This is a genomic window from Serratia sp. CY31944 (assembly GCF_052169175.1).
In the GTDB taxonomy this organism is placed as follows: Bacteria; Pseudomonadota; Gammaproteobacteria; order Enterobacterales; family Enterobacteriaceae; genus Serratia; species Serratia sarumanii.
The window spans coordinates 106,231-128,833 of the sequence record NZ_JBJNLG010000005.1 but is presented as its reverse complement, the minus strand read 5'-3'; the positions used below and the strand labels follow the sequence as shown (position 1 = coordinate 128,833).

The 22,603-nt window shown below is 61.6% G+C and carries 22 protein-coding genes; 8 read left to right on the top strand and 14 right to left on the bottom strand.

The window, feature by feature from the left end; translation table 11 throughout:
* Window positions 1–2: 2 nt before the first annotated feature.
* The 8 genes from atzF to trpS all read right to left on the bottom strand — a co-directional run bounded on the left by atzF (window position 3) and on the right by trpS (window position 10,141).
* Window positions 3–1,832 (bottom strand): allophanate hydrolase, encoded by a 1,830-nt coding sequence (gene atzF, locus ACJ8IN_RS07715; RefSeq protein WP_308325537.1) that lies wholly within the window; start codon window positions 1,830–1,832, stop codon window positions 3–5.
* A gap of 223 nt (window positions 1,833–2,055) precedes the next feature.
* Window positions 2,056–4,620, bottom strand: a complete 2,565-nt coding sequence (locus tag ACJ8IN_RS07710) for a putative mucin/carbohydrate-binding domain-containing protein (protein ID WP_442519492.1) — start codon at window positions 4,618–4,620, stop codon at window positions 2,056–2,058.
* A gap of 177 nt (window positions 4,621–4,797) precedes the next feature.
* Window positions 4,798–5,262, bottom strand: a complete 465-nt coding sequence (locus tag ACJ8IN_RS07705) for a DUF1456 family protein (RefSeq protein WP_004939471.1) — start codon at window positions 5,260–5,262, stop codon at window positions 4,798–4,800.
* 108 nt (window positions 5,263–5,370) lie between these two features.
* Window positions 5,371–6,270, bottom strand: coding sequence for a phosphonate ABC transporter, permease protein PhnE (gene phnE, locus ACJ8IN_RS07700; RefSeq protein ID WP_033637591.1), 900 nt, complete (start codon window positions 6,268–6,270; stop codon window positions 5,371–5,373).
* The gene (gene phnE, locus ACJ8IN_RS07695) at window positions 6,267–7,130 is read right to left on the bottom strand and encodes a phosphonate ABC transporter, permease protein PhnE (protein ID WP_033637590.1); all 864 of its coding nucleotides are present in this window, start codon (window positions 7,128–7,130) and stop codon (window positions 6,267–6,269) included. Before phnE (ACJ8IN_RS07695) ends, phnE (ACJ8IN_RS07700) begins: the two co-directional genes overlap by 4 nt.
* 78 nt (window positions 7,131–7,208) lie before the next feature.
* The gene (gene phnD, locus ACJ8IN_RS07690; protein WP_025302014.1) at window positions 7,209–8,141 is read right to left on the bottom strand and encodes a phosphonate ABC transporter substrate-binding protein; all 933 of its coding nucleotides are present in this window, start codon (window positions 8,139–8,141) and stop codon (window positions 7,209–7,211) included.
* A 41-nt stretch (window positions 8,142–8,182) separates the two neighbouring features.
* Entirely contained in the window at window positions 8,183–9,016 is an 834-nt protein-coding gene (gene phnC, locus ACJ8IN_RS07685) for a phosphonate ABC transporter ATP-binding protein (RefSeq protein ID WP_038880081.1), read from the bottom strand.
* Between the two features lie 117 nt (window positions 9,017–9,133).
* Entirely contained in the window at window positions 9,134–10,141 is a 1,008-nt protein-coding gene (gene trpS / locus ACJ8IN_RS07680) for a tryptophan--tRNA ligase (RefSeq protein ID WP_047568702.1), read from the bottom strand.
* Window positions 10,142–10,420: 279 nt separating this feature from the next.
* Between trpS and ACJ8IN_RS07675 the strand changes: the two genes are divergently transcribed.
* The gene (locus ACJ8IN_RS07675; RefSeq protein ID WP_047568704.1) at window positions 10,421–11,296 is read left to right on the top strand and encodes an NAD(P)-dependent oxidoreductase; all 876 of its coding nucleotides are present in this window, start codon (window positions 10,421–10,423) and stop codon (window positions 11,294–11,296) included.
* Window positions 11,297–11,329: 33 nt separating this feature from the next.
* On the opposite strand, the gene ACJ8IN_RS07670 is transcribed toward ACJ8IN_RS07675, so the two are convergent.
* The 3 genes from ACJ8IN_RS07670 to ACJ8IN_RS07660 all read right to left on the bottom strand — a co-directional run bounded on the left by ACJ8IN_RS07670 (window position 11,330) and on the right by ACJ8IN_RS07660 (window position 14,026).
* Window positions 11,330–11,857 (bottom strand): cysteine hydrolase family protein, encoded by a 528-nt coding sequence (locus ACJ8IN_RS07670; RefSeq protein ID WP_060428979.1) that lies wholly within the window; start codon window positions 11,855–11,857, stop codon window positions 11,330–11,332.
* Between the two features lie 29 nt (window positions 11,858–11,886).
* Window positions 11,887–12,990, bottom strand: coding sequence for a suppressor of fused domain protein (locus ACJ8IN_RS07665; protein WP_047568708.1), 1,104 nt, complete (start codon window positions 12,988–12,990; stop codon window positions 11,887–11,889).
* Between the two features lie 163 nt (window positions 12,991–13,153).
* On the bottom strand, window positions 13,154–14,026 hold the full coding sequence (locus ACJ8IN_RS07660; protein ID WP_060428975.1) for an oxygenase MpaB family protein: 873 nt from the start codon (window positions 14,024–14,026) through the stop codon (window positions 13,154–13,156).
* Between the two features lie 241 nt (window positions 14,027–14,267).
* Here ACJ8IN_RS07660 and ACJ8IN_RS07655 point away from each other — a divergent pair, with 241 nt between their 5' ends.
* The 4 genes from ACJ8IN_RS07655 (at window position 14,268) to ACJ8IN_RS07640 (ending at window position 17,500) form a co-directional block, all read left to right on the top strand.
* Window positions 14,268–14,711, top strand: a complete 444-nt coding sequence (locus tag ACJ8IN_RS07655) for an acetyltransferase (RefSeq protein WP_060428973.1) — start codon at window positions 14,268–14,270, stop codon at window positions 14,709–14,711.
* 264 nt (window positions 14,712–14,975) lie between these two features.
* Entirely contained in the window at window positions 14,976–16,001 is a 1,026-nt protein-coding gene (locus ACJ8IN_RS07650; RefSeq protein WP_060428971.1) for a methionine ABC transporter ATP-binding protein, read from the top strand.
* On the top strand, window positions 15,994–16,662 hold the full coding sequence (locus ACJ8IN_RS07645) for a methionine ABC transporter permease (RefSeq protein WP_033637581.1): 669 nt from the start codon (window positions 15,994–15,996) through the stop codon (window positions 16,660–16,662). Before ACJ8IN_RS07650 ends, ACJ8IN_RS07645 begins: the two co-directional genes overlap by 8 nt.
* 19 nt (window positions 16,663–16,681) lie before the next feature.
* Complete coding sequence (locus ACJ8IN_RS07640; protein ID WP_033653453.1) at window positions 16,682–17,500, top strand: MetQ/NlpA family ABC transporter substrate-binding protein; 819 nt, start codon at window positions 16,682–16,684, stop codon at window positions 17,498–17,500.
* 35 nt (window positions 17,501–17,535) lie between these two features.
* Here the strand turns inward: ACJ8IN_RS07640 and ACJ8IN_RS07635 are convergent, their stop codons facing one another.
* The gene (locus tag ACJ8IN_RS07635; protein WP_033637579.1) at window positions 17,536–18,180 is read right to left on the bottom strand and encodes a TetR/AcrR family transcriptional regulator; all 645 of its coding nucleotides are present in this window, start codon (window positions 18,178–18,180) and stop codon (window positions 17,536–17,538) included.
* 176 nt (window positions 18,181–18,356) lie between these two features.
* On the opposite strand from ACJ8IN_RS07635, the gene bhsA (ACJ8IN_RS07630) reads away from it, so the two are divergent.
* The 3 genes from bhsA (ACJ8IN_RS07630) to dapF all read left to right on the top strand — a co-directional run bounded on the left by bhsA (ACJ8IN_RS07630) (window position 18,357) and on the right by dapF (window position 20,054).
* Window positions 18,357–18,614 carry a multiple stress resistance protein BhsA gene (gene bhsA / locus ACJ8IN_RS07630; RefSeq protein ID WP_033637578.1) on the top strand — a complete coding sequence of 86 codons (258 nt, stop codon included), beginning with the start codon at window positions 18,357–18,359 and terminating at the stop codon, window positions 18,612–18,614.
* A 193-nt stretch (window positions 18,615–18,807) separates the two neighbouring features.
* Window positions 18,808–19,065 (top strand): multiple stress resistance protein BhsA, encoded by a 258-nt coding sequence (gene bhsA, locus ACJ8IN_RS07625; RefSeq protein WP_004939517.1) that lies wholly within the window; start codon window positions 18,808–18,810, stop codon window positions 19,063–19,065.
* Window positions 19,066–19,178: 113 nt separating this feature from the next.
* Window positions 19,179–20,054: a diaminopimelate epimerase gene (gene dapF, locus ACJ8IN_RS07620; protein WP_047568715.1), complete on the top strand. Its 876-nt coding sequence runs from the start codon at window positions 19,179–19,181 to the stop codon at window positions 20,052–20,054.
* Here dapF and ACJ8IN_RS07615 read toward each other — a convergent pair.
* Window positions 20,029–21,327 (bottom strand): SLC13 family permease, encoded by a 1,299-nt coding sequence (locus ACJ8IN_RS07615; RefSeq protein WP_060428969.1) that lies wholly within the window; start codon window positions 21,325–21,327, stop codon window positions 20,029–20,031. The genes dapF and ACJ8IN_RS07615 overlap by 26 nt on opposite strands.
* An 84-nt stretch (window positions 21,328–21,411) precedes the next feature.
* Window positions 21,412–22,317, bottom strand: a complete 906-nt coding sequence (locus ACJ8IN_RS07610) for a bifunctional helix-turn-helix transcriptional regulator/GNAT family N-acetyltransferase (protein WP_079656317.1) — start codon at window positions 22,315–22,317, stop codon at window positions 21,412–21,414.
* Window positions 22,318–22,603 lie beyond the last annotated feature (286 nt).

The window sequence follows — 22,603 nt, the reverse complement described above, 5'->3', positions numbered from 1 at the left end:
GTTCATGCCCCCTTAACGCCGGCGAGATAGTCGCGCCAGCCGCCAAACTCGGTAATATCCGTGGCACCTTCCAGCGCCCAGGCTTCGCAAATAAACCCCTTCACCCGCCGGCCGTCCGCCAGCAGCAGCGTGCCGATACCCAAGGGCGCCGGAATTTCCGCCACAAACTCGCCGAAACGGGCCAGCGGAATGTCCCACAGCTCAAGACGGATCGCCGCTCCCTGCGCCGCGCGCGCCAGCCCCGGCTTCGGCGGCTCGGTATCGGCCAGCGCGTACAGGCGGTAACAGGGGGCGGTGACGGTTTGCTCCACCCGCACCGCGTCGCGCTGCGTCAGCTGGACGTTGAGCGGCATACCGCTGAGGTGAGCGCCCACTACCGCCAGACGCACGTGTCCCGAAGACGGCGCCGGCGCGGGCTGCGGCGGCAATGCCCGGCCGGTTGCGCCGAGCGGCAAGGCGCTTTGCCGTTGCCAGCGCAGGCCAAACGCCGCCAGCGCCCGGTCATGCCAGGCGGGCGCAATCAGGGTGATGCCCGCCGGCAGCCCGTCTTCGCGCAGCGGCCCCGGCAGCGCCAGCGCGCTCAGATCGGCCAGGTTGGTGAAATTGGTGTAAGTGCCGAACTGCGAATTGAACAGCACCGGCTCCTGCGCCATCTCCGCCAGGGTGCGAATAGTGGGCGCGGTCGGCACCACCAGCGCGTCGAACGGCGCCAGCCGCTGAGCGATCTGCCGCGCCAATTCGGCACGCAGGTATTCCGCCTTGTAGGCGTCGCAGGCGCTGTAGCCCAGGCCGTTGCCGACGATGCCGCGCACCACCGGGTCGATAGCCTGCGGGTTCGCTTCCAGCACCTGCTCAATCGCCACGGTGCGCTCCGCCACCCAGGGGCCGTAATACAGCTGCTCCGCCAGGGTGCGAAACGGCGCGAAATCGAGGAGCTCCAGCGTGGCGCCGCCCGCCTGCAGCTGCGCCAATGCGCGGTGAAACGCCCGCTCGGCCTGCACGTCACCGAAAAACTCCAGCTGGGCGGGAACGGCAAAACGCGGCGCGGCGGGGATATCCGCCGGCGCGGTATGCGGATCGGGGCGGGAATACGGATCTGCTTCGTCAAAGCCGCTCGCCAGTTCCGCCACCTGCGCGGCATCGGCCACCGTCAGCGCGAAGACCGATACCGTATCGTTCAACCGGCAGGCCGGCACCACGCCGCGGTTGGACAACCGCCCTTTGGTCGGCTTCAGCCCGACGATGTTGTTGAACCCGGCGGGCACGCGGCCCGAACCGGCGGTGTCGGTGCCCAGCGCGAACGGCACCAGGCCGCGCGCCACCACCGAGGCGGAGCCGGAGCTGGAGCCGCCGCTGACGTAGCGGCTGTCGAAGCTGTTGACCACTGCGCCATAGGGTGAGCGGGTGCCCACCAACCCGGTAGCGAACTGGTCGAGATTGGTTTTACCGAGGGCGATCGCCCCGGCGGCGCGCAGGTTGGCGACCACGGTGGCGTCCGCCGCGGCCTGATAGGTGAACGCCGGGCAGGCGGCGCTGGTCGGCCAGCCGCCGACGTCGATATTGTCTTTGATGGCGAAGGGCACGCCGAACAGCGGCAGGCGGCTGAGATCGCCGGCGACTGCTTCGAGCCTCTGTGCCAGTTGCCGATACTGCCGCTCGCGCTGCGCCGGGGTGGCGAGATACAGCCAGGCGTTGTCGTCTGAATCCAAATCGGCGACCAGCGCTTCGATCGTGGCGCTGACGCAGGCGAGGCGCTCGCCCGCCGGACGGGTTTGATAATGGTGCTGCCATTCACTGAGGGTAAAACCGCACGTTTCAACAGGGTCGCTCATCGGCTGAATTCCATCTGGTACACAAGATGGGATTCAACAGAGCAACCGGCGTGCCAATTTTTAATCTCATGATTTCAATAAATTATAATTAAAACTTATGACGACGACGGCGAACGACCTGCACCAGCGGCGCGCAGCGGGAGAACAAAAAGAGTGCAATAAGGGGATGATGCAGAGGAAAACCGGGGCGACGACGCTCGCCGCTCCGGGAGGGGGATGTGGATCAGTCGTTGATACGTTTCAAACCGATCGAGGTAATGCAGTAGGTCTGTTGCTTGCCCTTCTCCGCCAACCGCACGTGCTGCATCTCGTTGACGATCGCCAGACGGTTGTCCGGCTCTTCATGCCGCAGATGGATCACCTCACCGCCATAGCCTGACAGCGGCAGCACCCAGGTTTTAGCCGGCTGATTTTGGCTGCCGATGACGTCGTAGCTGAGCAAGGTGTTACCGTCCGCATCCGTCACGCTGAGGAAGGCGTAGCTGTCGGCAAAGTAGTGGTGGGCAATCCCCGCCGCCAGCGTCACGGTCACGGTTTTCTTCACCAGATCGACGGCGCCGGTCAGAAACTGGCGATCGCCGATCCCTTTGCAAACCACGGTAAACGCATTGCCGACGTTAGCGTCCGGCGGCGTATTGTCGGCGGGCAGGCAATCCCGATAGGTCGCCAACAGCGACTCGCGCTGCGGCTCGGCGAAGGTTCCGATCGCCAGATAAATATCGTCCTTGAACGACGACGGCGCGTAGTAAGCCGGCAGCAGGCGGCGCAAACGCTGCGCCGCCTGTTCCAGGCGCGCCAGCAGCGCTTGCTCGGGATCGCCGGGCAACGCCGGATTTTTCAGCCCGCTTTTTTCGATACGCAGCACGTTGGTGTTGTTTTTGTTGTCGATGACGCCGGCCGCCGCCGGATTCAAGCGCACCCGGCTCGGCTCCACATGGTAAATCTCGATGTCATCGCCCTCGGCAAACGGCAGCTCGTCGTGGCTCAACGTAGCCTGAGTGCCCTGAATCTCCTTAGTGAAGCGCACCGCGCCCTGCCGATCGCGCAGCGTCACTCGGGCATAGGTTTCACCGGGGAAGTAGGAATGCGGCGTGGTACTGGTCACGTCAACCACCACTGCGCCCTTGGCGCGATCGACGACCACGGTGGCGAAGACCGCATCGCTCAGGCCCAACAGAGCGATCTCCTGTGAAACGATCGGCGAAGCGGCTTTGCGTTCGAAGCGAAGCGTTACCGCGTTTTTCCCCTGCTTCACCGTCAGGTAACCCGCCGTTGGCCGATATTTGCGATCCTTGCCGGTCGGTAACCGCAGGGTGTACACGCCGATCGGCAACGCATTCAGGGCCAGGGTCGGCGCGTCGATACGGACCTTGTGGGCATAGCGCGCCCCTTCCATCAGCACCAGATCCTCACCGTAGATCTGCGCAAAGTCATCGATATCCAGACTCAGGGCGACATCGCCTTTCAGGCCGCTCGCCTTGAGCTGAGAGGAATCGACCAGGCGCAGGGAGGAATCCAGCTTCAGCTGTGCCTGCACCGCCGGCAAACTCTGCGCATCCACCAGTTGATACAGCGGATACACCGCCTTGGCGTGGCTGAACGCGTTGAGATCGCGCTGCGTTTGGGTGATCACGCCGCCGGTCAGCTCGACGAACGGCGTCACGTCGATTTGCTCGCCGGCCGCGGCGAAGCTTGCCGACAGCAGATCCAGCAAGGCATGTTCGGACGGCACGAAACCCGGCGTATTGCAGCTTTGGCGATACTGCTGGTTAAAGTGCGTGAAGGCGTTCTTGCCTGCCTTGTCGACCATCAGCATCGCGAAGAACAGCTTGGAGCGCAGATCCCACTGGTTGAGCGGCGTGCCCTGAGCGATCAGATCGACGATTTTCTTCTCGACGCCGGCCGCGTTGCCGTAGTTATACAGCCACCCTTCCTGGTATTTGCGCTCTCCCAGCATCACGTCCTGATAGCAAGCGGCGTAAATATTGTTCCACATCTCACCGGTGGAGAAATATTTGTCGCCCATAAAGTGCCCCTGATAGCCGTGCGCAATCTCATGCAGGCTGCCCCAGTTGCTGTCTTTCGGCGTCAGCCAGAAGCTGCTGACCGAGTTGCTGGTTTCCGCCGTCCAGCGCCCGCCGTAATACGCGGCGCCGGCGCCGTGTTTATCGGCCTTCATAAAGTAGCGGTTGCGAATATTGCGATCGGATTCGTGTTCGGCCTCGAACGAGACGCCGGTCAGCGCATTGTAGAAGGTGAAAATGCGGTCATAGTAGGCGATCAGCCCGTCGATGTTTTTCGCTTCGCCCAGCGACTTCAGCGCCGGTTTACTGATTTTCGGCACCAGCAATACCGCGTATTCCGCATCGACCAGCGCAAACTCGGCGTCCCGATCGTCCCAGCGGGCGAAGAATGCGGCTTCGTTTTCGCCACGGCGATAAACCGGCAGCGCTTTCGCCGTGTCCGGATACTCGAACTCCAGCGCCGGTTCGCCCTGCCCGTACGGCGTATCGATAAACGGCACCGAGACGGCATTGACCTGGGCCTCGACCCAGCTCGCGCCGACGCTGAATTCAACCTCCGTTTTGCTGTCGTCATTCAGCAAGCGCAGCGTGAGCTTGCCGGTAAACGCCGCGTTGGTCTGCCGCACTCGCAGCACCTGCCCGGCGGCGAGAATGATGCCCAGGTGCTGGCGATCGTGGTCGATACCCTTGCTCATGCCTGCCGCATCCAGCCAGACCGGCCGGGTCAACGTGTAAAGTGATTGGGTTTTCGTGATGGTTGGCATCCTGCTTTCCTCATGGTTGGGGGGATTGAATTGACCATGAGAAAGTAACCGGAGGGGCGGCCCGCCCTCCATCGATGGCGGATGGCTGAGGGCCAGTACAACAACGGCGGGCGGGAGAGCGGCAAAAAAAAAGGCGCAACCTTGCGATTGCGCCCGATGTTCGATGAACGCTGCGCGCTACTCGCCGCGAACGCGCTGCGCCAGCCCTTTGAGGAAGTAGCGCAGCATCTGATCGCCGCACGGACGGTAGTTCTTGGTGCCTTCTTTGCGGAACAGCGCGCTCAGCTCCGGCTTGGAGATACGGAAGTCCACCGCGGTGAAGATCTGGTGCATGTCGGTGTCTTTCAGCTCAAACGCCACGCGCAGCTTTTTCAGCACCAGGTTATTGGTGATCGGCAGCTCAACCGCCGGCGCCGGGAACTTGTCGTCCTTGCCGCGCTTGAAGAACACCAGGCCGTTGAGGAAGTGCGCCATCACTTCGTCCGGGCACTTCTCGTAGCCCGGCTCGCCTTCTTTGATCACGTAAGCGTCCATCGCCGACACCGCCACCTCGAAATCGTCCAGTTTGATAATCTCGACCATTTTGGCGTTGTTAATGCTCAGCATATAGCGCACGCTGCGCAGCACGTCGTTGTTCATCATGGGATTGCATTGCCTTATTTGTCTAACGGGGACGTGCGCACATTGCGAAACGAAATGACTGCCACACACCTTGAATGTGCGGCAGTATAGGGATCGGCAAGGGGTTTCTCAATCGATTTGGCTTTTTTGCTGATACAGCGGGATGTCTTCGCCGATGATGTACTTGTTGCGCAGCATCGACGAGACCTTATCCATGATCATCACCACCACCACCAGGATCAGGGTGATGAACATCACCACGTCCCAGTTCCACAGCCGCATGTTCTCCGCGTACACCAGGCCGATGCCGCCGGCGCCGACGAAGCCCAGCACCGCCGCAGAGCGGGTGTTGGACTCGATCTGGTACAGGCTGAGCGCCAGGAAGGTGGGGAACGATTGAGTGAAGATGCCGTAGCGGTGCTTCTGCAACCCGTTGGCGCCTACCGCCGTCAGGCCACGGCTGGGGGACTTGTCCACCGCCTCGTGCCCTTCGGCGTACAGTTTGCCCAGCAGCCCGACGTCCTGCATCACGATCGCCAACACCCCGGCCAGCGGCCCCATGCCGACGGCGCGCACGAAGATAAGCCCCCAGATCGCCATGTCGATGCCGCGCAGCACGTCCAGCAAGCGGCGCACCAGCACGGAGATCGGCCGCAGCAGCGGCGTCGACATCACGTTGCGCGCGGCGAAGAACGACAGCGGCAGCGCGATCAGCGACGCGGTAATGGTGCCGGCGAACACGATGGCGATGGTGATGCCGATCTGCTGGAAGTAGTACATGAACGGCCAGTTGACGAAGTCGTGCCAGACGAACATGCGCAGGAAATAGCGCCCCAGCTGCTGGCAGCCGTTGATAAACTGCGGCCAGGTAATGCCGAACACCAGGAAGAAGAACACGTAGTACAGCACGATCGCCAATGCTATCAGGCCGACGGTGCGCAGGTAGCGCCCCTGCTGCGCGAAGATCGCCGGATGCTGCTGTTTCAACTGGCGCAGCGTTTCCGCCGACGCCGGAGTGCCCGCTATCATTTTGCCCCCTCCACCACGCGCTTGCGCAGCTCGCCCGACACATAGTCGAGCACGGAAACCACTACGATAATCAACAGCAGCGTCATGCTGACCTGATCGTAGCGGTCGAGTTTAATGTTGGTCATCAGCTCCTGGCCGATGCCGCCCGCCCCCACCAGCCCCAAAATGGTCGACTGGCGGAAGTTGATCTCCAGCCGCATGAAGCTGTAGGAAAGAAACACCGGCTTCACCTGCGGCCACAGGCCGAAGCGCATGCGCTGCAGCGGCGTGGCGCCGCAGGCCGCCAGCCCACGCACCGGTTTGTTGGAGGCGGTTTCGATCGATTCGTAGAACAGCTTGGTCAGGCTGCCGATGGTGTGCAGCGCCAGCGCCAGGAAGCCGGGAATAGCGCCGATGCCGAACGCCATCACGAACATCACCGCCCACGCCAGCTCCGGCATGGTGCGCAAGAACGCCACCAGCGTGCGGATCGCCAGCCGCACCGAGGCCGGGGTATAGGTGTTGCCGGCCGCCAGAAACGCCAGCACGGTCGCCACCAGCACCGAGAAAATGGTCGCCGCCAGCGCCAGCTGCAGGGTCTCCCAGATCAGCGGCAGCTGGATATTCAGGCGGTAACCCCAGTAGGCCAGCGAGCCCTCGGTGCGCCCGTCGGCGAACAGCAAAGGCCAGTGCAGCGTCGGAATGGTTTCGGCCAGGTAGTCGAAGAAGTGCGGAATAGACACCCAGACGGTGTGCAGGTTGAACTCGGCGAGGTTGCCGGCGCCCAGGTACAGCGCCACCAGCCCGAGCGACCACAGCAGCGCTTCGCGCTTTTGCTTGCTGCGGATCCGTTGGTAATAGTGTGCGAAATCGGTATTCAAAAGAGGTCTTCCATCTTTATGGAACAAGGGGCTCAGCACGCTGAACCCCTTCATTCTGACGGCCAGGGCAGCCGGGAATTAACGGTCGCCTTTGGTCAGCTCGCGCTTCATATCGATGATGGTCTGGTATTCCGCCAGGGTGGTGTCGCCGATGTGCTGCTTGCCGCCCATCGCTTTGATAAAGCACTGGTGATCGTCTTTATCCAGCTTCTTGATGGCGGTGACCACTTTGGCCTTGAAGTCGGCCGGCAGCGAGTTGCTCACCAGGATCGGGCCGTTCGGGATCAGCGGCGACTGCCAGATGATGCGGATCTGTTTCATCAGGTCCGGGTGATCCATGCGGATCATGCGGGTGAACGCGCCGCTGGTGTAGCCGGTGTTGTAGTCGCCGATCATCGACGCCCAGGTCACCGCGCCTTCGAACTGGCCGTTCAGCACGCCGAGGATGTCCTGCTCGTGGCCGCCGGAGAAGGTGACGCTGGAGAAGGTGTTGTTGTATTTGTTGTCGACCGTGCCGCCGAACAGCTTTTTAAACGCCTGGTTCGGGATCAGGAAGCCGGAGGTGGAATCCGGATCGGCGAAGCCGATAGCCTTGCCTTTCAGGTCTTCCAGTTTCTGGTAGGGGCTGCCGGCCTTCACCACCACCACCGAGTGGTAGCCGCGCGACTGGTCGACGTCGTCGACCGCGATGCCGACGATGTCCACCGCTTTCGGATCCTTGATGTAGACCGAGGCGAACGACGACGGAGACATGCTCAGCACCAGGTCAATCTTGCCGCCCAGCAGGCCCTGGATCACGCCGGAATAGTCGGACGAGTTGCGCAGCTTGGTATCGACGTTCAGCTCTTTGTCCAGGAACTGCTTCACGCACTGGTTATCGCCGATCTGCTGGGTGGCGTTCTGGCCGCCGAGAATGCCCAGGTTCAGCTCTTTCGGCGCATCCGCTGCGGCAGCATTAAATACCATCATCGCGCCGGCCATCAGGGTGGTCAGACTCAATACTTTTTTCATTAGGTGTGCCTTGTGTGTAAAGGGTAAAGGTCAAAAGTGCTTCAATGGATCTGATTGGCTTCTTCGCCATACAGCTGGTGCAGGATCCGTTCGTTCAGTTGCGAAGGATGCCCGTCAAACACGATCTTCCCGTGGGCGATGCCGATCACCCGCGAGCAATACTCTTTCACCAGTTCGACCGAGTGCAGGTTCACCATCACCGCGATGCCGTCTTCGCTGATTTTTTGCAGCGCGTCCATGATGCGGCGGGTGTTTTTCGGATCGAGCGACGCCACCGGCTCATCGGCCAGCAGGATTTGCGGGTTTTGCATCAGCGCGCGGCAGATGGCGACGCGCTGCATCTGGCCGCCGGAGAGGTTCTCGGCGCGCTGCAGCGCGTGCGGCAGCATGTTGAGCCACTGCAACAGCTCGATGGCGCGAGCGCGGTCGGCGTCATCGAACAGTTTGAAGAAGGATTTCAGAGTGGAAGTGTGGCTCAGACGGCCCAGCAGCACGTTGGTCATCACGTCCAGCCGCGGCACCAGGCAGAAGTCCTGGAAGATCATGCCGCAGCGCGCGCGCCACTGGCGCATCTGGCGGCCGGCCAGCTGGGCGATATCCTGCGCCGCGCCATCGTCTTCGAAGTGCAGCATCTCGCCGCAGCTGGAAGGAATGGTGCCGTTCAGGGTGTGCAGCAGCGTGGACTTGCCCGCGCCGGAGCGGCCGATCACCGCCACGAATTCGCCGGCGTGCAGATCGAAATTGATGTCATCCAGCACGCGCTGCTGCGCTTTGTAGGCCTTGCCGAGTCCCTTTACCGATAATACTTTGCGGGATGCGGCGGCGTGCTGCCCTGGAAAGTCGTGCTGTGCCAATTTTAACAGTGCCTGAGCCATATGATTTCTCTGGTTTCAGTGGCTAATCATTATGGGCACCTATTAACGGATAAGTTTATGACGGTGGGATGATGGTTTTATGGCCGGAGCGTGACGCGTGCCGCCCCGGCGTTCGCCTCACGCCAGGGTGAAGAAGTCCAGCCCCAGCGCCGTCTTGACCTGTTGCAGCGTCTGCTGGCTGACCTGATGCGCGCGGCGGGTGCCGTGCTGCAGGATGCGCGTCAGCTCGCCTTTATCGGCGATGAATTCGGCGCGGCGGGTGCGGATCGGCTCAAGCAGGCTCTGCAGGCAATCCTCCAGCAGCCGTTTGATTTTCACGTCCCCCAACCCGCCGCGGCGGTAATGCGCCTTCAGATCCGCCACCAGCGCGGCGTCTTCGCAGAAGGCGTCCAGGTAGGTGAACACCATGTTGCCCTCCACCCGGCCGGGATCGCTGACGTTGAGATGGCCGGGGTCGGTGAACATGCTCATCACCGCCTTGTGCACCTCGTCGGCGCCGGCGCCAAGCTGAATGGCGTTGCCGCGTGATTTCGACATCTTGCCCTGCCCGTCCAGCCCCGGCAGACGCCCGACGTTGCTCAACAACGGCCGGCACTCCGTTAATATCGGTTGGCCGACGATGTGGTTGAAACGCCGCACGATCTCATTGGTTTGCTCCAGCATCGGCAGCTGATCCTCGCCGACCGGCACGTGGGTGGCGCCAAAGGCGGTGATGTCCGCCGCCTGGCTGACCGGATAAATCAAAAAACCGGCCGGCAGGCTGCGGGCGAAATCCTTCTCGGCGATTTCGTTTTTCACCGTCGGGTTGCGCTCCAGCCGCGCCACGCTGACCAGGTTGAGGTAGTACATCGTCAGCTCGGCCAACGCCGGCAGCGCCGACTGCAGGCAGATCGTGGTCTTGTGCGGATCGATGCCCACCGCCAGATAGTCGGCCACGACGTTGAGCACGTTGGCGCTGATTTTTTGCGGGTTGTTACCGTTGTCGGTCAGGCCCTGCAGATCCGCCACCATCACCGTTTGGTTATGCTGGTGCTGCAGTTCGACGCGCTGGCGCAGCGAGCCGACGAAGTGGCCTAAATGCAGTGGGCCGGTGGCGCGATCGCCGGTAAGAATGGTGTAGCTCATGACAGTGCTCCTGAAGGTCTGTAGACCGCCGGATCAACGCCACAAAAAATAATGCCGCCAAACCGGCGGCATTAATAAGAGATGTGAATACTCGTGCCGCCTCAGAAGAGGCGCCACCATGACTGATTGTGGGTGGAGTGCATCGATATATTCATGGCATCAAGGTATACCCGCAGCGGCAACGCGTCAATAGCGCGTAAGACGGCGTTACACTCCGGCATTTGCGTTCCTGCCCTGGCGCGCTAGGGTAAAACCTTCAACCTGAAAAAGGAGCGCATGATGAAGATCGGATTTGCCGGACTGGGTGGGATGGGCAGCGCCATGGCGGCGAACCTGTTGCAAGCGGGCTTCACCTTAACGGTATGGAACCGCTCGCCGCAGGCGGCGCAGCCGCTGGTGAGCGCCGGCGCGCGGCAGGCAGAACGGCCGGAACAGCTGGCCGATGCCGACGTGCTGATCACCATGCTGGCCGACGATGCCGCCACGCAACAGGTGGTGGTCGACAGCGGGTTGCTGCAACGGATGAAACCGGGCGCGCTGCATATCAATATGGCGACCATCTCGGTCGAACTCGCCAAGCGTTTGACGGCGCTGCATGCGGAACACGGCATCGGCTATCTCGCCGCGCCGGTGCTGGGGCGGGTCGACGTGGCCGCCGCCGGCAAGCTGAATATTCTGGCGGCCGGCGATAGCGAGCGGCTGAAGCAAGCGCAGCCGCTGTTCGATGCCCTCGGCCAGAAAACCTGGCACTTCGGCGCCGATCCGGCGCAGGCCAACGTGGTCAAAATCGCCACCAACTTTACGCTGGCCAGCGCCATTGAAGCGATGGCGGAAGGCAGCGCGCTGGTGCGCAACTACGGCGTGTCCGGCGCCGACTACCTGCAGATGCTGGGCGGCACCGTCTTCGCCGCCCCGGCCTATCAGGGCTATGGCGCGCTGATCGCCGCCGAGAAGTATTCCCCCGCCGGGTTCCGGCTGGCGCTGGGGCTGAAGGACGTCGGGCTGGCGCTGGCCGCCGGCGCCGACAGCCATACGCCGATGCCGTTCGCCGGGGTGCTGAAAGACAACTTCCTCGACGCGATGGCGCAGGGGGATGCGGATCTGGACTGGGCGGCGCTGGCCAAGGTGGCGGCGCGGCGGGCGGGCCTGAAATAACGAACGGGGGCGTTAGCCCCCGTTTTTCCGTTCTCAGAACACGATGTCCGCCGTGGGCACGGCACGGATCGGCACGCCGAAGCTGTCGATATTCGACAGCGTCTCGTTATGGTGGGTGCGGATCAGCAGACCGTCGGCATAGGGTTTGTCGTGGCAGGTGTGGGCATCAGCCGCCAGCGTCACCGGATAGCCGTGCGCCGCCGCGCTGCGCACCGTGGTGTCGATGCAAAACGGCGTGGAGTAGCCGCAAACCACCAGCTGCGATACGCCGTTGGCGATCAGCAACGCACCCAGTAAGGTGCGCAGGAACGAGTCCGGCGTGGTTTTATCCACCCGATGATCGCCCGGCGCCACCTTCAGCGCCGCGAGCACTTGCCAGGCGGCGCTGCCGTGCGGCAGTTCGTCGTCCGGCGTATGGTGCTGAATCACGACAACCGGCACGCCCGCCCGGCGGGCGCGCTCGCTCAGTTGGTTGATACGCGCAACGGTGCCCGCGGCATCCGCCGGCGGCGGCGTAAACAATCCTTCCTGCACATCGATAATCAACAGCGCGCTGGTCATGGCGGCTCCCGAAGAGAAGATAAGTGGCGTCAGCACACCGGCTGGCGCGGGCGGAAAATATGGTCGACGCCCTGCTCGCACAGCCGGTTCACCAGATCGTGCCCGCCGTTCGGCGTGGCGTGCGCCAGCTGGCGCTCAGCGGTAAACACCGGGCTGGCCCAAAACAGGTTCACCGGATCGCCGTACTGCTGCGGCAGAGTCAGGTGCGCGTTATGCGGGTAGAAGGACGACGATAAAATATAGCCTTCGTAGCCCAGCGGCGCCACGTCGGACTCCAGCGTATGCCCTTCGCCGATCCAGGTCAGCCGCGCCCACGGCGCATGCGCGAAACCGGCCAGCGCGCTGGCCATCTGCACCGCGTTGTCTTCGGTCATGTATTGGCTGTCGATGGCGATCGCCATCTCCATACGGCGATAGCGCGAAGCCTCGTCGTTGAACAGGATCTCCACCCACGGCATCGGCCGGATGCTGACCCCCATGGTGAGGAAGTAATAGATGCCGTCGCGCTCGTGCTGGGTGATGGCCATCGGCGGCCACTTGCCCTGATCGATGGCGTAGTACTTCACCGAAGGGCCGAAATGCGACTCATAGCGCGCCTGAAAATCGCGCTGCATCTTCGGCCACGGGTTGCCCTCTTCACGCTGCCAGCTGCGCCAGAACTGGCGGGTGCTCTCCGCCTGCGCATACTGGGTGTTGGTCGAGGCCGAGCCGAGCGGATAGGCCAGCGGGCTCTCCTTGATGCAGCTGGCGGAATAGCACACCGAATGGTCGATATACAGGCTCCAGCCGGGGATCACCGCCAGCAGTTGGCCGTAATACCACAGGGCCGCGCCGTCGTCGCTTTCGCTCCACACCACCATCAGCCCTTCCGGGTTCAGCGGCGCTTCGCCTTCCAGGTTGCGGCAATACTCCGCCGCCAGCATCGGCGGCTGCCCTTGTTCCAGCGCGGCGCGATCTTCCTGCAGCGGCGCGGCGGCCAGGTTGCGCAGCCAGCAGGCGCGCACCTGATAGCGATCGCTGTAGGCTTCGGCGGGATAGATATAAAAATAGGCTGCCCTGCTCCCTTGCTGAACCACCGCAACCAGCGTCTGGTTCTCATTGCTGACTTCAGCAAGTACGTATGACTCGTTCATATCACCTCAATAGGGTCAGGGCGCGGCAGAATCGGCTGCGCGCCAAAAATGGAATGTGGTTTTGCCCCCAAGTGTAAAACGCATTACTGGCCGGATCACCCGTAAAAGTCTCAAAAGCGGCCGTAAACGAAGATAAACAAAGACTAATTATAGCGGCTGTGGCTCATGACGGCTGAGTGATGCGCCGCACCGCGCGCTGATAGGAGCCGTTGCGCATCGACGCGCCCAGCACCTTGCCGAGGCCTGCGGCGCCCGTTCGCACCAGCCGCCGCCGCAGCGCGCCCGGATGAAAACCGAACTGCCGCTGCGCCCAATCGGGCAACAGATCGATGCCCGCCTGCATCACCACCCCGCCGAGCGGGCGCGCCAATGCGCTCGGCGCCGGCGCCTTCAGCAGAATGCGCGCCACCTCTTGCGTGCGTTCATCGCAGATCAGCTGCGGCCGCATCGCCTGCAGGTACTCTTCGACCTCCGCGCAGGACTGAGGAATTGCTGTCGCCCCCAGCGCGGCGGCCACGCGCGCCGCTTCGCGGTAGTATTGATCCTGCAAATCGCGGGAAAGATGGGGGTTGCGGTAGCGCAGGTGGCTGGCCAGAAAACGGCTGCTCTCCGCGACGTGCACCCAGGTCAGCAGCGCCGGATCGCTGGCGGCATAAGGCGTGCCGTCGCTGCCGACGCCGGTCACCCGCAGATGGATGGCTTTGACTTTGGCAATCAGCCGCTCCGCCTCGGCGGTCGGGCCGAAGGTGGTGACCGACACGAACTGGCTGGTGCGGCGCAGGCGGCCAATCATATCGTCGCGGAAGTTGGAGTGATCCCACACCCCGGCCAGCGCCAGCGGGTGCAGCATCTGCAGCAGCAAGGCGCTGACGCCGCCGCACAGCATCGGGGTGAAATCGCGGTGAACCTGCCAAATGACCGACTGCGGGCCGAACAAGCCCGGATCGCCCGGCGGGTTCTCAAAATCGACGCCGCCGAGCGCCAGCCCGGTCAGGCTGAGCACCTGTTTTTCTATCGCTGCGCGCACCGTTTCCATCCTGCTGCCCTCTCGCTCATTCAGCGGCCAGTGTATCACGCGGCGGGCGCCCCATTGCGCCCTGCGGCGGTTGAAAGCATTAACTTACTGAATTACAGTTATTATACCGCCGGCAGAAAGGCGGGCCTATTCGATCCACTGCAGAGGCGCTTTGCAGGGCGTTAACCCACGTTAATTCGGCACTAACCCCACAAAACCTCTATCTAGTTTTTTTCCTCCAACTTAGATAGCAGAGAGTTCGATGATTACCATCAGAGCACGCGCGGCGGAAGACAACGCGCAATTGGCAGATATCTGGCTGCGTTCGGTGCGCGCCACTCACCATTTTTTAACCGAAGACAACATCGCACAGCTGTTCCCGCTGGTGCTGAACGACTACCTGCCGGCGGTCAACGTTTGGGTGGCCGAAGAGCAGCCGGGGCATCCCTGCGGCTTTATCGGCCTGAACGGCAACAAGGTGGAGATGCTGTTTATCGACGCCGATCAGCGCGGCAAAGGGGTGGGCAAAGCGCTGCTCACCCATGCGGAAACGCTGCACGATGAGCTGCAGCTGGACGTGAACGAGCAAAATCCGCAGGCCAGCGGTTTCTATCGCCACTACGGGTTTGTCATCACCGGCCGCTCGCCGCTCGACGGCCAGGGCAACCCGTTCCCGCTGCTGCACATGAAGCTGGACAAACGCTAGCCCTCCCGCCGGCCGCCCTGCGGCCGGTTTTCTCCCCCCCTGTTTCACCCGCCGTTTTATATATCAAATCAGAATAAGTAATAGAATTTACATTCTTCCTGTCACTATAAACCCTCGGTAGGATTGCCCGGTATTCACCCGCAACAGAGGTTCCGTCCGCCACTCCCCGCCGGGTTGTGCCCGCCGAAAAGCCGAACGATCCCTGTCCGGCGCACCGCGCTCTGGACGGAATGCTGTGATGTATCGATAAGGATCCGCTTCGCTATGATCGTTCTTTCGAACGTTTGCAAAACTTTTGACAGCACACAGGGCCGCGTCGTGGCGGTAGACAACGTCAGTCTGGCGGTAGAGGCCGGGCAAATTTACGGCATCATCGGCTACAGCGGCGCCGGCAAAAGCACGCTCATCCGCCTGCTTAACGGCCTGGAAACGCCCACCAGCGGCCGCATTGACGTAGGCGGCTTCGATATCGCCCGCGCCAAAGGCAGCCATCTGCGCCAGGCGCGCCTGAAAATCAGCATGGTGTTTCAGCACTTCAACCTGCTGTGGTCGCGCACCGTCAGCCAAAACATCGCATTTTCCATGCAGATCGCCGGCGTGCCCAAGGCGCAGATTGCGCCGCGCGTGGCGGAACTGATCGCGCTGGTCGGCCTGCAGGGGCGTGAAGACGCCTACCCTTCGCAGCTCAGCGGCGGCCAGAAACAGCGCGTCGGCATCGCCCGCGCGCTGGCCAATAACCCGAGCGTGCTGCTGTGCGACGAGGCCACCTCGGCGCTCGACCCGCAGACCACCGACGCCATTCTCGACCTGCTGCTGGACATCAACCGCCAGCTGAAATTGACCATCGTGCTGATCACCCACGAGATGCACGTGGTGCGCAAAATCTGCCACCGCGTGGCGGTGATGGAAAACGGCCGCATCGTCGAAGAAGGCCCGGTGCTCGACGTGTTCACCCGGCCACAGCAACCGATCACCCGGCAGTTCGTCAAACAGGTGTCGCAGTATGCGGATACCGAAGAGAGCTTCAACCCGCTGCTCACCGCTCATCTGCCGGGGGCGATTTTCAAGCTGACCTTCATGGGCGTGCAAACCCATCAGGCGGTGATCTCTGAAGTGATCCGGCGCTACGCCCTGACCATCAACATTCTGCACGGCAAGATCAGCCACACCCTCAACGGTTCGTTCGGCGAACTGTACATTCACGCCGAAGGCAACGAACAACAAGTCGCCGACATGCTCAGCCTGCTGCACGAAAGAGATATCGCCGTCGAGGTTATCCAACATGATTGAATCCCTGTTCCCCCACCTGCGTCTGGACCAACTGTGGGACGCCACCTGGGAAACGCTGTACATGACCGGCATCGCCGGTTTAGCCACGCTGGTGCTGGGCATCGTGCTCGGCGTGCTGCTGTTTTTAACCTCGAAGGGCCAGCTGTGGCAGAACCGGGCGGTCTACTCGCTGATCTCCGTGTTGGTCAACGTCTTCCGCTCCATTCCGTTCATCATTCTGATCGTGCTGCTGATCCCGTTTACCAAATCGCTGATCGGCACCATTCTCGGCGCGGATGCGGCCCTGCCGGCGCTGATCGTCGGCGCGGCGCCGTTCTACGCCCGGCTGGTGGAGATCGCGCTGCGCGAGGTCGACAAAGGGGTGATCGAAGCGGCGCGCTCGATGGGCGCCAAAAACCGCACCCTGATTTTCCGCGTATTGCTGCCGGAAAGCTCGCCGGCGCTGGTTTCCGGCATCACCGTCACCCTGATCGCGCTGGTGAGCTACACCGCGATGGCCGGGGTGATCGGCGCCGGCGGCCTGGGCAACCTGGCCTATCTGGAAGGGTTTCAACGCAACCACAGTGATGTGACGCTGGTGGCGACGCTGACGATTCTGCTGATCGTTTTCGTCATTCAGTTCATCGGCGACACCCTGACAAGAACGCTCGATAAACGTTAATTAACCAAGGAAAATGATGATGAAAAAGCACCTACTGATGTTGGCTTTCGCCTCCGTCGCCACCCTCGCCTCTTACGGCGCCGCCGCGGCGACCAAGCTGGTGGTCGGCGCCTCCAACGTGCCGCACGCCGAGATCCTCGAACAGGCCAAGCCGATACTGGCGAAGGAAGGCATCGACCTGCAGATCAAGCGCTTCCAGGACTACATCCTGCCGAACACCGCCTTGGCCAGCCGCGACATCGACGCCAACTACTTCCAGCACGTGCCTTATCTGAACTCGGTGCTGAAAGACCACGCCGACGACAAGAGCTACGACTTCGTCAGCGCCGGCGCGATCCATATTGAGCCTATCGGCATCTACTCGAAGAAGTACAAGAGCCTGAAAGATCTGCCGGAAAACGGCAAAATCATCATGCGCGACGCGGTGGCGGAAGAAGGCCGCATCCTGTCTATTTTTGAACGGGAAGGCGTGATCAAGCTGAAGCCGGGGGTGAGCAAAGTGGACGCGCGCATCACCGACGTGGTGGAAAACCCGAAACACCTGAAATTCCAGGCCAACGTTGAGGGCGCGCTGCTGCCGCAGATGTACAACAACGACGAAGGTGATGCGGTGGTGATCAACGCCAACTACGCCATCGACGCCGGGCTGAACCCGACCAAAGATCCGATCGCGGTCGAAAGCGGCGAAAACAACCCGTACGCCAACATCATCACCGTGCACCAGGCCGACGTGAACAAGCCGGAGATCGTGGCGCTGGTGAAGGTGCTGCACTCCAAACCGATTCAGGACTTTATCCGCGAGAAATATCAGGGCGCGGTGATCCCGGTCAATCAATAATCGGTTACACGGCCCGGTAAAAGCCGGGCCGGTTGTTACACCTTATTGCCGATCTGGCTGAGCCGCGGCCACACCAGCATCAACGCCTCCAGCAACCGCAGCAGATCGCTCCGGCTTGCCCCTTCGCGCGCCTGCACCGACATGCCTTCAATGGTGCAAATCACGTATTTCGCCAGCAGCGTGGTGTCGGTTTTCGCCAGCAGTTCGCCCTGCTGCACCTTGCGATCGAAGCAGGCCTTCAGCGCCGCTTCCTGCGCATGATGTTTCCTGCGCAGCATCTGGGCGACGTCGTCGGACGCGGACGACAGCGCGGCCGAGGCGCACACCATAAAGCAGCCTGACGGCGTATCGGGGTCGGTAAACACTTCGACGGAAGAGCGCACGTAGGCCTCGACGATCTCGGCCACCGGCAGATCCTGCTCCAACAGTTGGTTGGTGCAGGTGGTGTATTTTTGCAGATAGCGTTCCACCGCCGCGCGGAACATTCCTTCCTTGTTGCCGAATTCCGCATACAGCGTCGGCGCCTTGGCGCCGGTCACTTCCACCAGATCGGCCAGCGAGGTGGCTTCATAACCGTGCCGCCAGAACAGATCGAGCGCGCTTTCCAGCGCCCGGTCGCGATCAAATTGTTTCGGTCTGCCGCGGCTTTTCTTGCCGCAAACCTCTTCATTGATGCTCATCGTTCCTCTCCTATCCCGCTCCACGGCAGGGTTAGCACAAATAAATTAACGATCATTATAAAAAAATATTGCGCCTTCGTCGAGAACCGATTAGCATTTAGTTATCGATCGTTAAGATAATTTAGCGAAGCGGATTAAAACCCTCTATTCACCGTTATCGGAAAGGAATTAACATTATGAAAAACTTAAAATTAACCTTAGCAGCTCTCACTCTGGCCAGCGTTTCCTTCGGCAGCTTCGCCGCCGATTTAGTCCAGAACCAACCGGCAGACCAGCAGAAAGTGGGCGTCATCACCGTCAGCGGCGCATCCGATCTGACCTCGCTGGAAAGCAGCCTGGCCGCCAAAGCCGATCAGGCGGGTGCCAAATCCTTCCGCATCATCGGCGCCGGCGGTAACAACCAGCTGCATGGCACCGCAGAAATCTATCAATAACAAGATATTAAACCAGCGGATCGCGAGAAATTCTGCTCCCGATGCCAGGGCATCAAAAAAAATTAATTAACGAGCATTAAAAAAATACTTGCAATCCGTCAAACCGGCATCTAACATTAAATTATCGATCGTTAATTAATTTAACGACCTTACAAAACAAACATCGTAAAGAACACAGATAGGAAATAAGACCATGAAAAACCTGAAAATGACCATCGCCGCCATCGCACTAGCCTCCGTCTCCTTCGGCAGCTTCGCCGCCGAACTGGTCAACGCTCAACCGGCCGATCTGCAAAAAGCCGGCGTCGTTACCGTCAGCGGTGCTTCCGACCTGAGCAGCCTGGAAAACAAACTGGCGGCCAAAGCCGACGCGGCCGGCGCCAAATCCTTCCAGATCATCGCCACCACCGGCGACAACAAACTGCACGGTACCGCGATCATCTACAATTAATTGCCAGATAGGTAATCGTGCAAAAGGGCGGCTCAGGCCGCCTTTTGTTTGTTTTGACGCCAACGTTCTGTTGTAAGCTGTAGCAACCTTTTTTTGCTGAGCCGAGCAACGACATGACTCCCCTGCTGTTTCACAAATATCACGGCCTGGGCAACGACTATCTGGTATGCCACCGTTCGGTCGCCGATCGTCTGAGCCAGGAACAGATCCGCCTGCTGTGCCACCCGCATTATGGCATCGGTTCCGACGGCCTGCTGATCGACAGCGGCGACGCCGTCAATCCCACCCTGCGCATCATCAACCCGGACGGCTCCGAAGCGGAGAAAAGCGGCAACGGCCTGCGTATCTACGCGCGGTATCTGTTCGACAGCGAGCGCGTGGGGCATCAGCCGTTTCTGGTGCACACCGCCGGCGGCGACGTGCGTTGCCAAGTGGCGGAAGACGCGCATCAGATAACCGTGGAGATGGGGCGCGCCAATTTCAGCCCGGCGGCGCTGCCGGCCTTGATCGATCTGCCGGAGGCGCTGAACTATCCCCTGCCCCTGAGGGAGGAGACATTAAGCGTTTCGCTGGTGTCGATGGGCAACCCGCACTGCGTGGTGCCGGTGGAGAAACTTGATCTGGCGCAGGTGCATCGGCTCGGACCGCAGATTGAACGCCATCCGCTGTTCCCGAAACGCACCAATGTACAACTGGTGGAAGTGGTCGATCGCCAGACGCTGCGCATCGGCATCTGGGAGCGCGGCGCCGGTTTTACCCTCGCCTCCGGCAGCAGCAGCTGCGCCGCCGCCAGCGTGATGCGCAAGTTGGGACGAGTCGGCGATCGGGTTAGCGTGCGGATGCCTGGCGGCGAACTGCAGATTGCCTTCAGCGGCGATTTTCAGGTCAGCATGCGCGGACCGGTGCATAAAATCGCCACCCTGACGCTGGACGAAGATTGTTTTGCCGGCGGCGCGGGGCTGTTTACGGGATCCACCCCAGCAGTCTGAACCACAGATAGTCCAACGGCACCAGCAGCGCAAAGCTGAGCGCGGCCAACAGCAGGCACAGCTTCAGCCCTTCGCGCGCCGGCACTTTGCCCATCCCCATCGCCACCACGATCGGCGAAGCCTGATACGGCAGCAGCGGCGTGGCGTAACCGATCACCTGGGTCATCAGCACCGTCAGCAGCGGCAGGCCGCTGCCCGCGGACAGCGCCTGCGCCAGCGGGGTAAACAGCGCCGGCACGCCGTTGGCGGTCACCACGAAATTCAGCAACGCGGTGATCCCCACCAGCGAACCGAACGCGATGAACGGTTTGCCGTGCAGATCCGGCATCATCGCCAGCAGCGCACCGCCCAGCCGATCGCCAAGCCCCGAGTGGCTGACCAGCGCGGTCAGCCCCAGGATCCCCGCCACGTAGATGCAGGTGCGCACGTTAACCCCGGCGGCGAACTGCTCGCCGTTGAGAAACCCGATACGCGGCAACAGGCACAAGCAGGCCGCCGCCAACCCGATCCAGGCGGGAGCGATGCCGTGCCAGCTGTCGGTCATCCACAGCAGCACCGTGGTGCCCAACAGCGCGATCAGCCGCCATTCGGCGGCGCTGAGCGGGGTTTGCGCCGCCTCGGCCGCCACCGGCTGCGGCCGCGCACGGAACAGGCCGCAGATGCACAGCGTCAGCAGCGCGCCTTTGGCGATCCCGAGCACCGGGGCGTGCAACAGCAGGTAAGAGAGATAAGCGAAGTGGCTGCCGTAGGCGCTTTCCGCCGCGCCGCTCATCACCAGGTTGGGCACGTTGGCCGGCAGGATGCTGGCGGAGAGCTGGAAGGTGCCGAACCCCACCGCCAGCGCCAAACCGATGCGGCCGCGCGAGCCCTCCGCCAGACCGGCGCGATCGGCCAACGCCATGACGATCGGCATCAGCAGCGTAATGCGCCCCATGTTGGAAGGCATGACAAACGCCAGCGCGTAGCTTATCGCCACCACGCCGCCCACCAGGCGCGGCCAGGAGCCGGCCAGGTGCGGCAAGAGTCGGTTGGCCAGGCGATCCGCCAAGCCGGTGCTGCGGATGGCGGTGCCCAGCACGAAACCGCTGAGCACCAGCCAGAATGCGGAAGACGCGAAACCGGAAAAGGTCACTGCGGCGGGCGCCAGCTGCAACACCATCACCGCCGCGAAGAACAGCAGCGCGACCAGATACTCCGGTAAGCGGGCGCTGGCCCATAGCGCGATGACCACCAGCGTGACCAGCGCGGACAGCGCCATCGGATCCCCCAACATAGTTTCCTCCCTGATAAAACGTTGTGATTGTTATCAAACGGTTAACAGGGTGGCACAAGGCGCGGGCGCTAACCTTGAAACCGCTCACATATCGTCGTTCTGCAGATTTTTCAGCATGCACACGTTGCAGCCGTGATGGCCGGTGTTGCCGCGCCGTTCCGTCAACAGGGTGAACCCCAGCGCGTAGTACAGCCCGATCGCCTCTTTCAACTGTTCGGTGGTTTCCAGGTAGCAATAGCGATACCCCGCCGCCCGCGCCGCCTTAAGCGCCTGCACCACCATATAGCGCGCCATGCCCAGCCCGCGCGCGCCGGGCTTGAAGAACAGTTTCTGCAGCTCGCAATAGCCGGGCTCTTCGCCCGCCAGCGGCGCCATGCCGACGCCCCCCACCACCTGCCCGTCCCGCTCCAGCACCCAGTAGTGGCCGCCGTTGTCGCGATACAGGCCGGTCAGCCGATCGAGATCCGGATCGTGCAGGCTGACCCCTTCCATCTTGTCCATGCCGTACTCGCGAAACACGTCGCGAATGATCGCCGCCATCGCCGCATCGTCGCGCGCGGCAATCGGCCGTACCCGCAGGTTGGCGTCGCGCTGTTTGCGCGCGCTGCGCAGCGCCGCGGTCATCTTTTTCATCGCCGCCGTGGTGCTCGCCAGCTCATCGTCGTCCAACTGCGCCAGCGCCGCCTGCATAAAACCGTCGGCGTCGCTCTCGATGCCGGCCAGCGCCTTGCCGCCCTTTTTACTCAGCCGATGCAGGTTGTGCCGCCTGTCATCCGGATGATCCACCGTTTCTATCACGCCGGCGGCCACCAGGCTGCGCAGCGCCCGGCTGGCGCTGGCCTTGTCGATGCAAAGCCGGGCCGCCACCTCGGTGACGCCCAGCGGCTGCTCGCTGACTTCGATCATCAGATGGATCTGCAGCGGCGAAAAGCGCGAGCCGTTGCTCTGCTTGTTCAACATACCGAATTCTCTGACCAAACTGCGCGCCAATGCTCTGAAATCCCTGATGTTCACAATTGATATCCCCGATTAGCTGCCGATGAAAAATGACATTTGGTTGATAGTGTTACCTAATTTTCACTACCTTAACGGATCATCAAGCCGCCATGAACCCCGGCATAACACAGGAGTTGATGCAAAACGTAACATTACTCAATACAACAAACTGATTAGTTAAAATATTTCAGGATTAATGGCCATATGTTTGCGATTAAAAAGACAATAACCCAGACAAAAAATGCACAATCGTGGAAAACGCTGTGATGACAAGAGAAAA

Coding starts and splice junctions, on each gene's coding strand:
- atzF (WP_308325537.1), bottom strand. CDS start 1,832: ATGAGCGACCCTGTTGAAACGTGCGGTTTTACCCTCAGTGAATGGCAG.
- ACJ8IN_RS07710 (WP_442519492.1), bottom strand. CDS start 4,620: ATGCCAACCATCACGAAAACCCAATCACTTTACACGTTGACCCGGCCG.
- ACJ8IN_RS07705 (WP_004939471.1), bottom strand. CDS start 5,262: ATGATGAACAACGACGTGCTGCGCAGCGTGCGCTATATGCTGAGCATT.
- phnE (WP_033637591.1), bottom strand. CDS start 6,270: ATGATAGCGGGCACTCCGGCGTCGGCGGAAACGCTGCGCCAGTTGAAA.
- phnD (WP_025302014.1), bottom strand. CDS start 8,141: ATGAAAAAAGTATTGAGTCTGACCACCCTGATGGCCGGCGCGATGATG.
- phnC (WP_038880081.1), bottom strand. CDS start 9,016: ATGGCTCAGGCACTGTTAAAATTGGCACAGCACGACTTTCCAGGGCAG.
- trpS (WP_047568702.1), bottom strand. CDS start 10,141: ATGAGCTACACCATTCTTACCGGCGATCGCGCCACCGGCCCACTGCAT.
- ACJ8IN_RS07675 (WP_047568704.1), top strand. CDS start 10,421: ATGAAGATCGGATTTGCCGGACTGGGTGGGATGGGCAGCGCCATGGCG.
- ACJ8IN_RS07670 (WP_060428979.1), bottom strand. CDS start 11,857: ATGACCAGCGCGCTGTTGATTATCGATGTGCAGGAAGGATTGTTTACG.
- ACJ8IN_RS07665 (WP_047568708.1), bottom strand. CDS start 12,990: ATGAACGAGTCATACGTACTTGCTGAAGTCAGCAATGAGAACCAGACG.
- ACJ8IN_RS07660 (WP_060428975.1), bottom strand. CDS start 14,026: ATGGAAACGGTGCGCGCAGCGATAGAAAAACAGGTGCTCAGCCTGACC.
- ACJ8IN_RS07655 (WP_060428973.1), top strand. CDS start 14,268: ATGATTACCATCAGAGCACGCGCGGCGGAAGACAACGCGCAATTGGCA.
- ACJ8IN_RS07650 (WP_060428971.1), top strand. CDS start 14,976: ATGATCGTTCTTTCGAACGTTTGCAAAACTTTTGACAGCACACAGGGC.
- ACJ8IN_RS07645 (WP_033637581.1), top strand. CDS start 15,994: ATGATTGAATCCCTGTTCCCCCACCTGCGTCTGGACCAACTGTGGGAC.
- ACJ8IN_RS07640 (WP_033653453.1), top strand. CDS start 16,682: ATGAAAAAGCACCTACTGATGTTGGCTTTCGCCTCCGTCGCCACCCTC.
- ACJ8IN_RS07635 (WP_033637579.1), bottom strand. CDS start 18,180: ATGAGCATCAATGAAGAGGTTTGCGGCAAGAAAAGCCGCGGCAGACCG.
- bhsA (WP_033637578.1), top strand. CDS start 18,357: ATGAAAAACTTAAAATTAACCTTAGCAGCTCTCACTCTGGCCAGCGTT.
- bhsA (WP_004939517.1), top strand. CDS start 18,808: ATGAAAAACCTGAAAATGACCATCGCCGCCATCGCACTAGCCTCCGTC.
- dapF (WP_047568715.1), top strand. CDS start 19,179: ATGACTCCCCTGCTGTTTCACAAATATCACGGCCTGGGCAACGACTAT.
- ACJ8IN_RS07615 (WP_060428969.1), bottom strand. CDS start 21,327: ATGTTGGGGGATCCGATGGCGCTGTCCGCGCTGGTCACGCTGGTGGTC.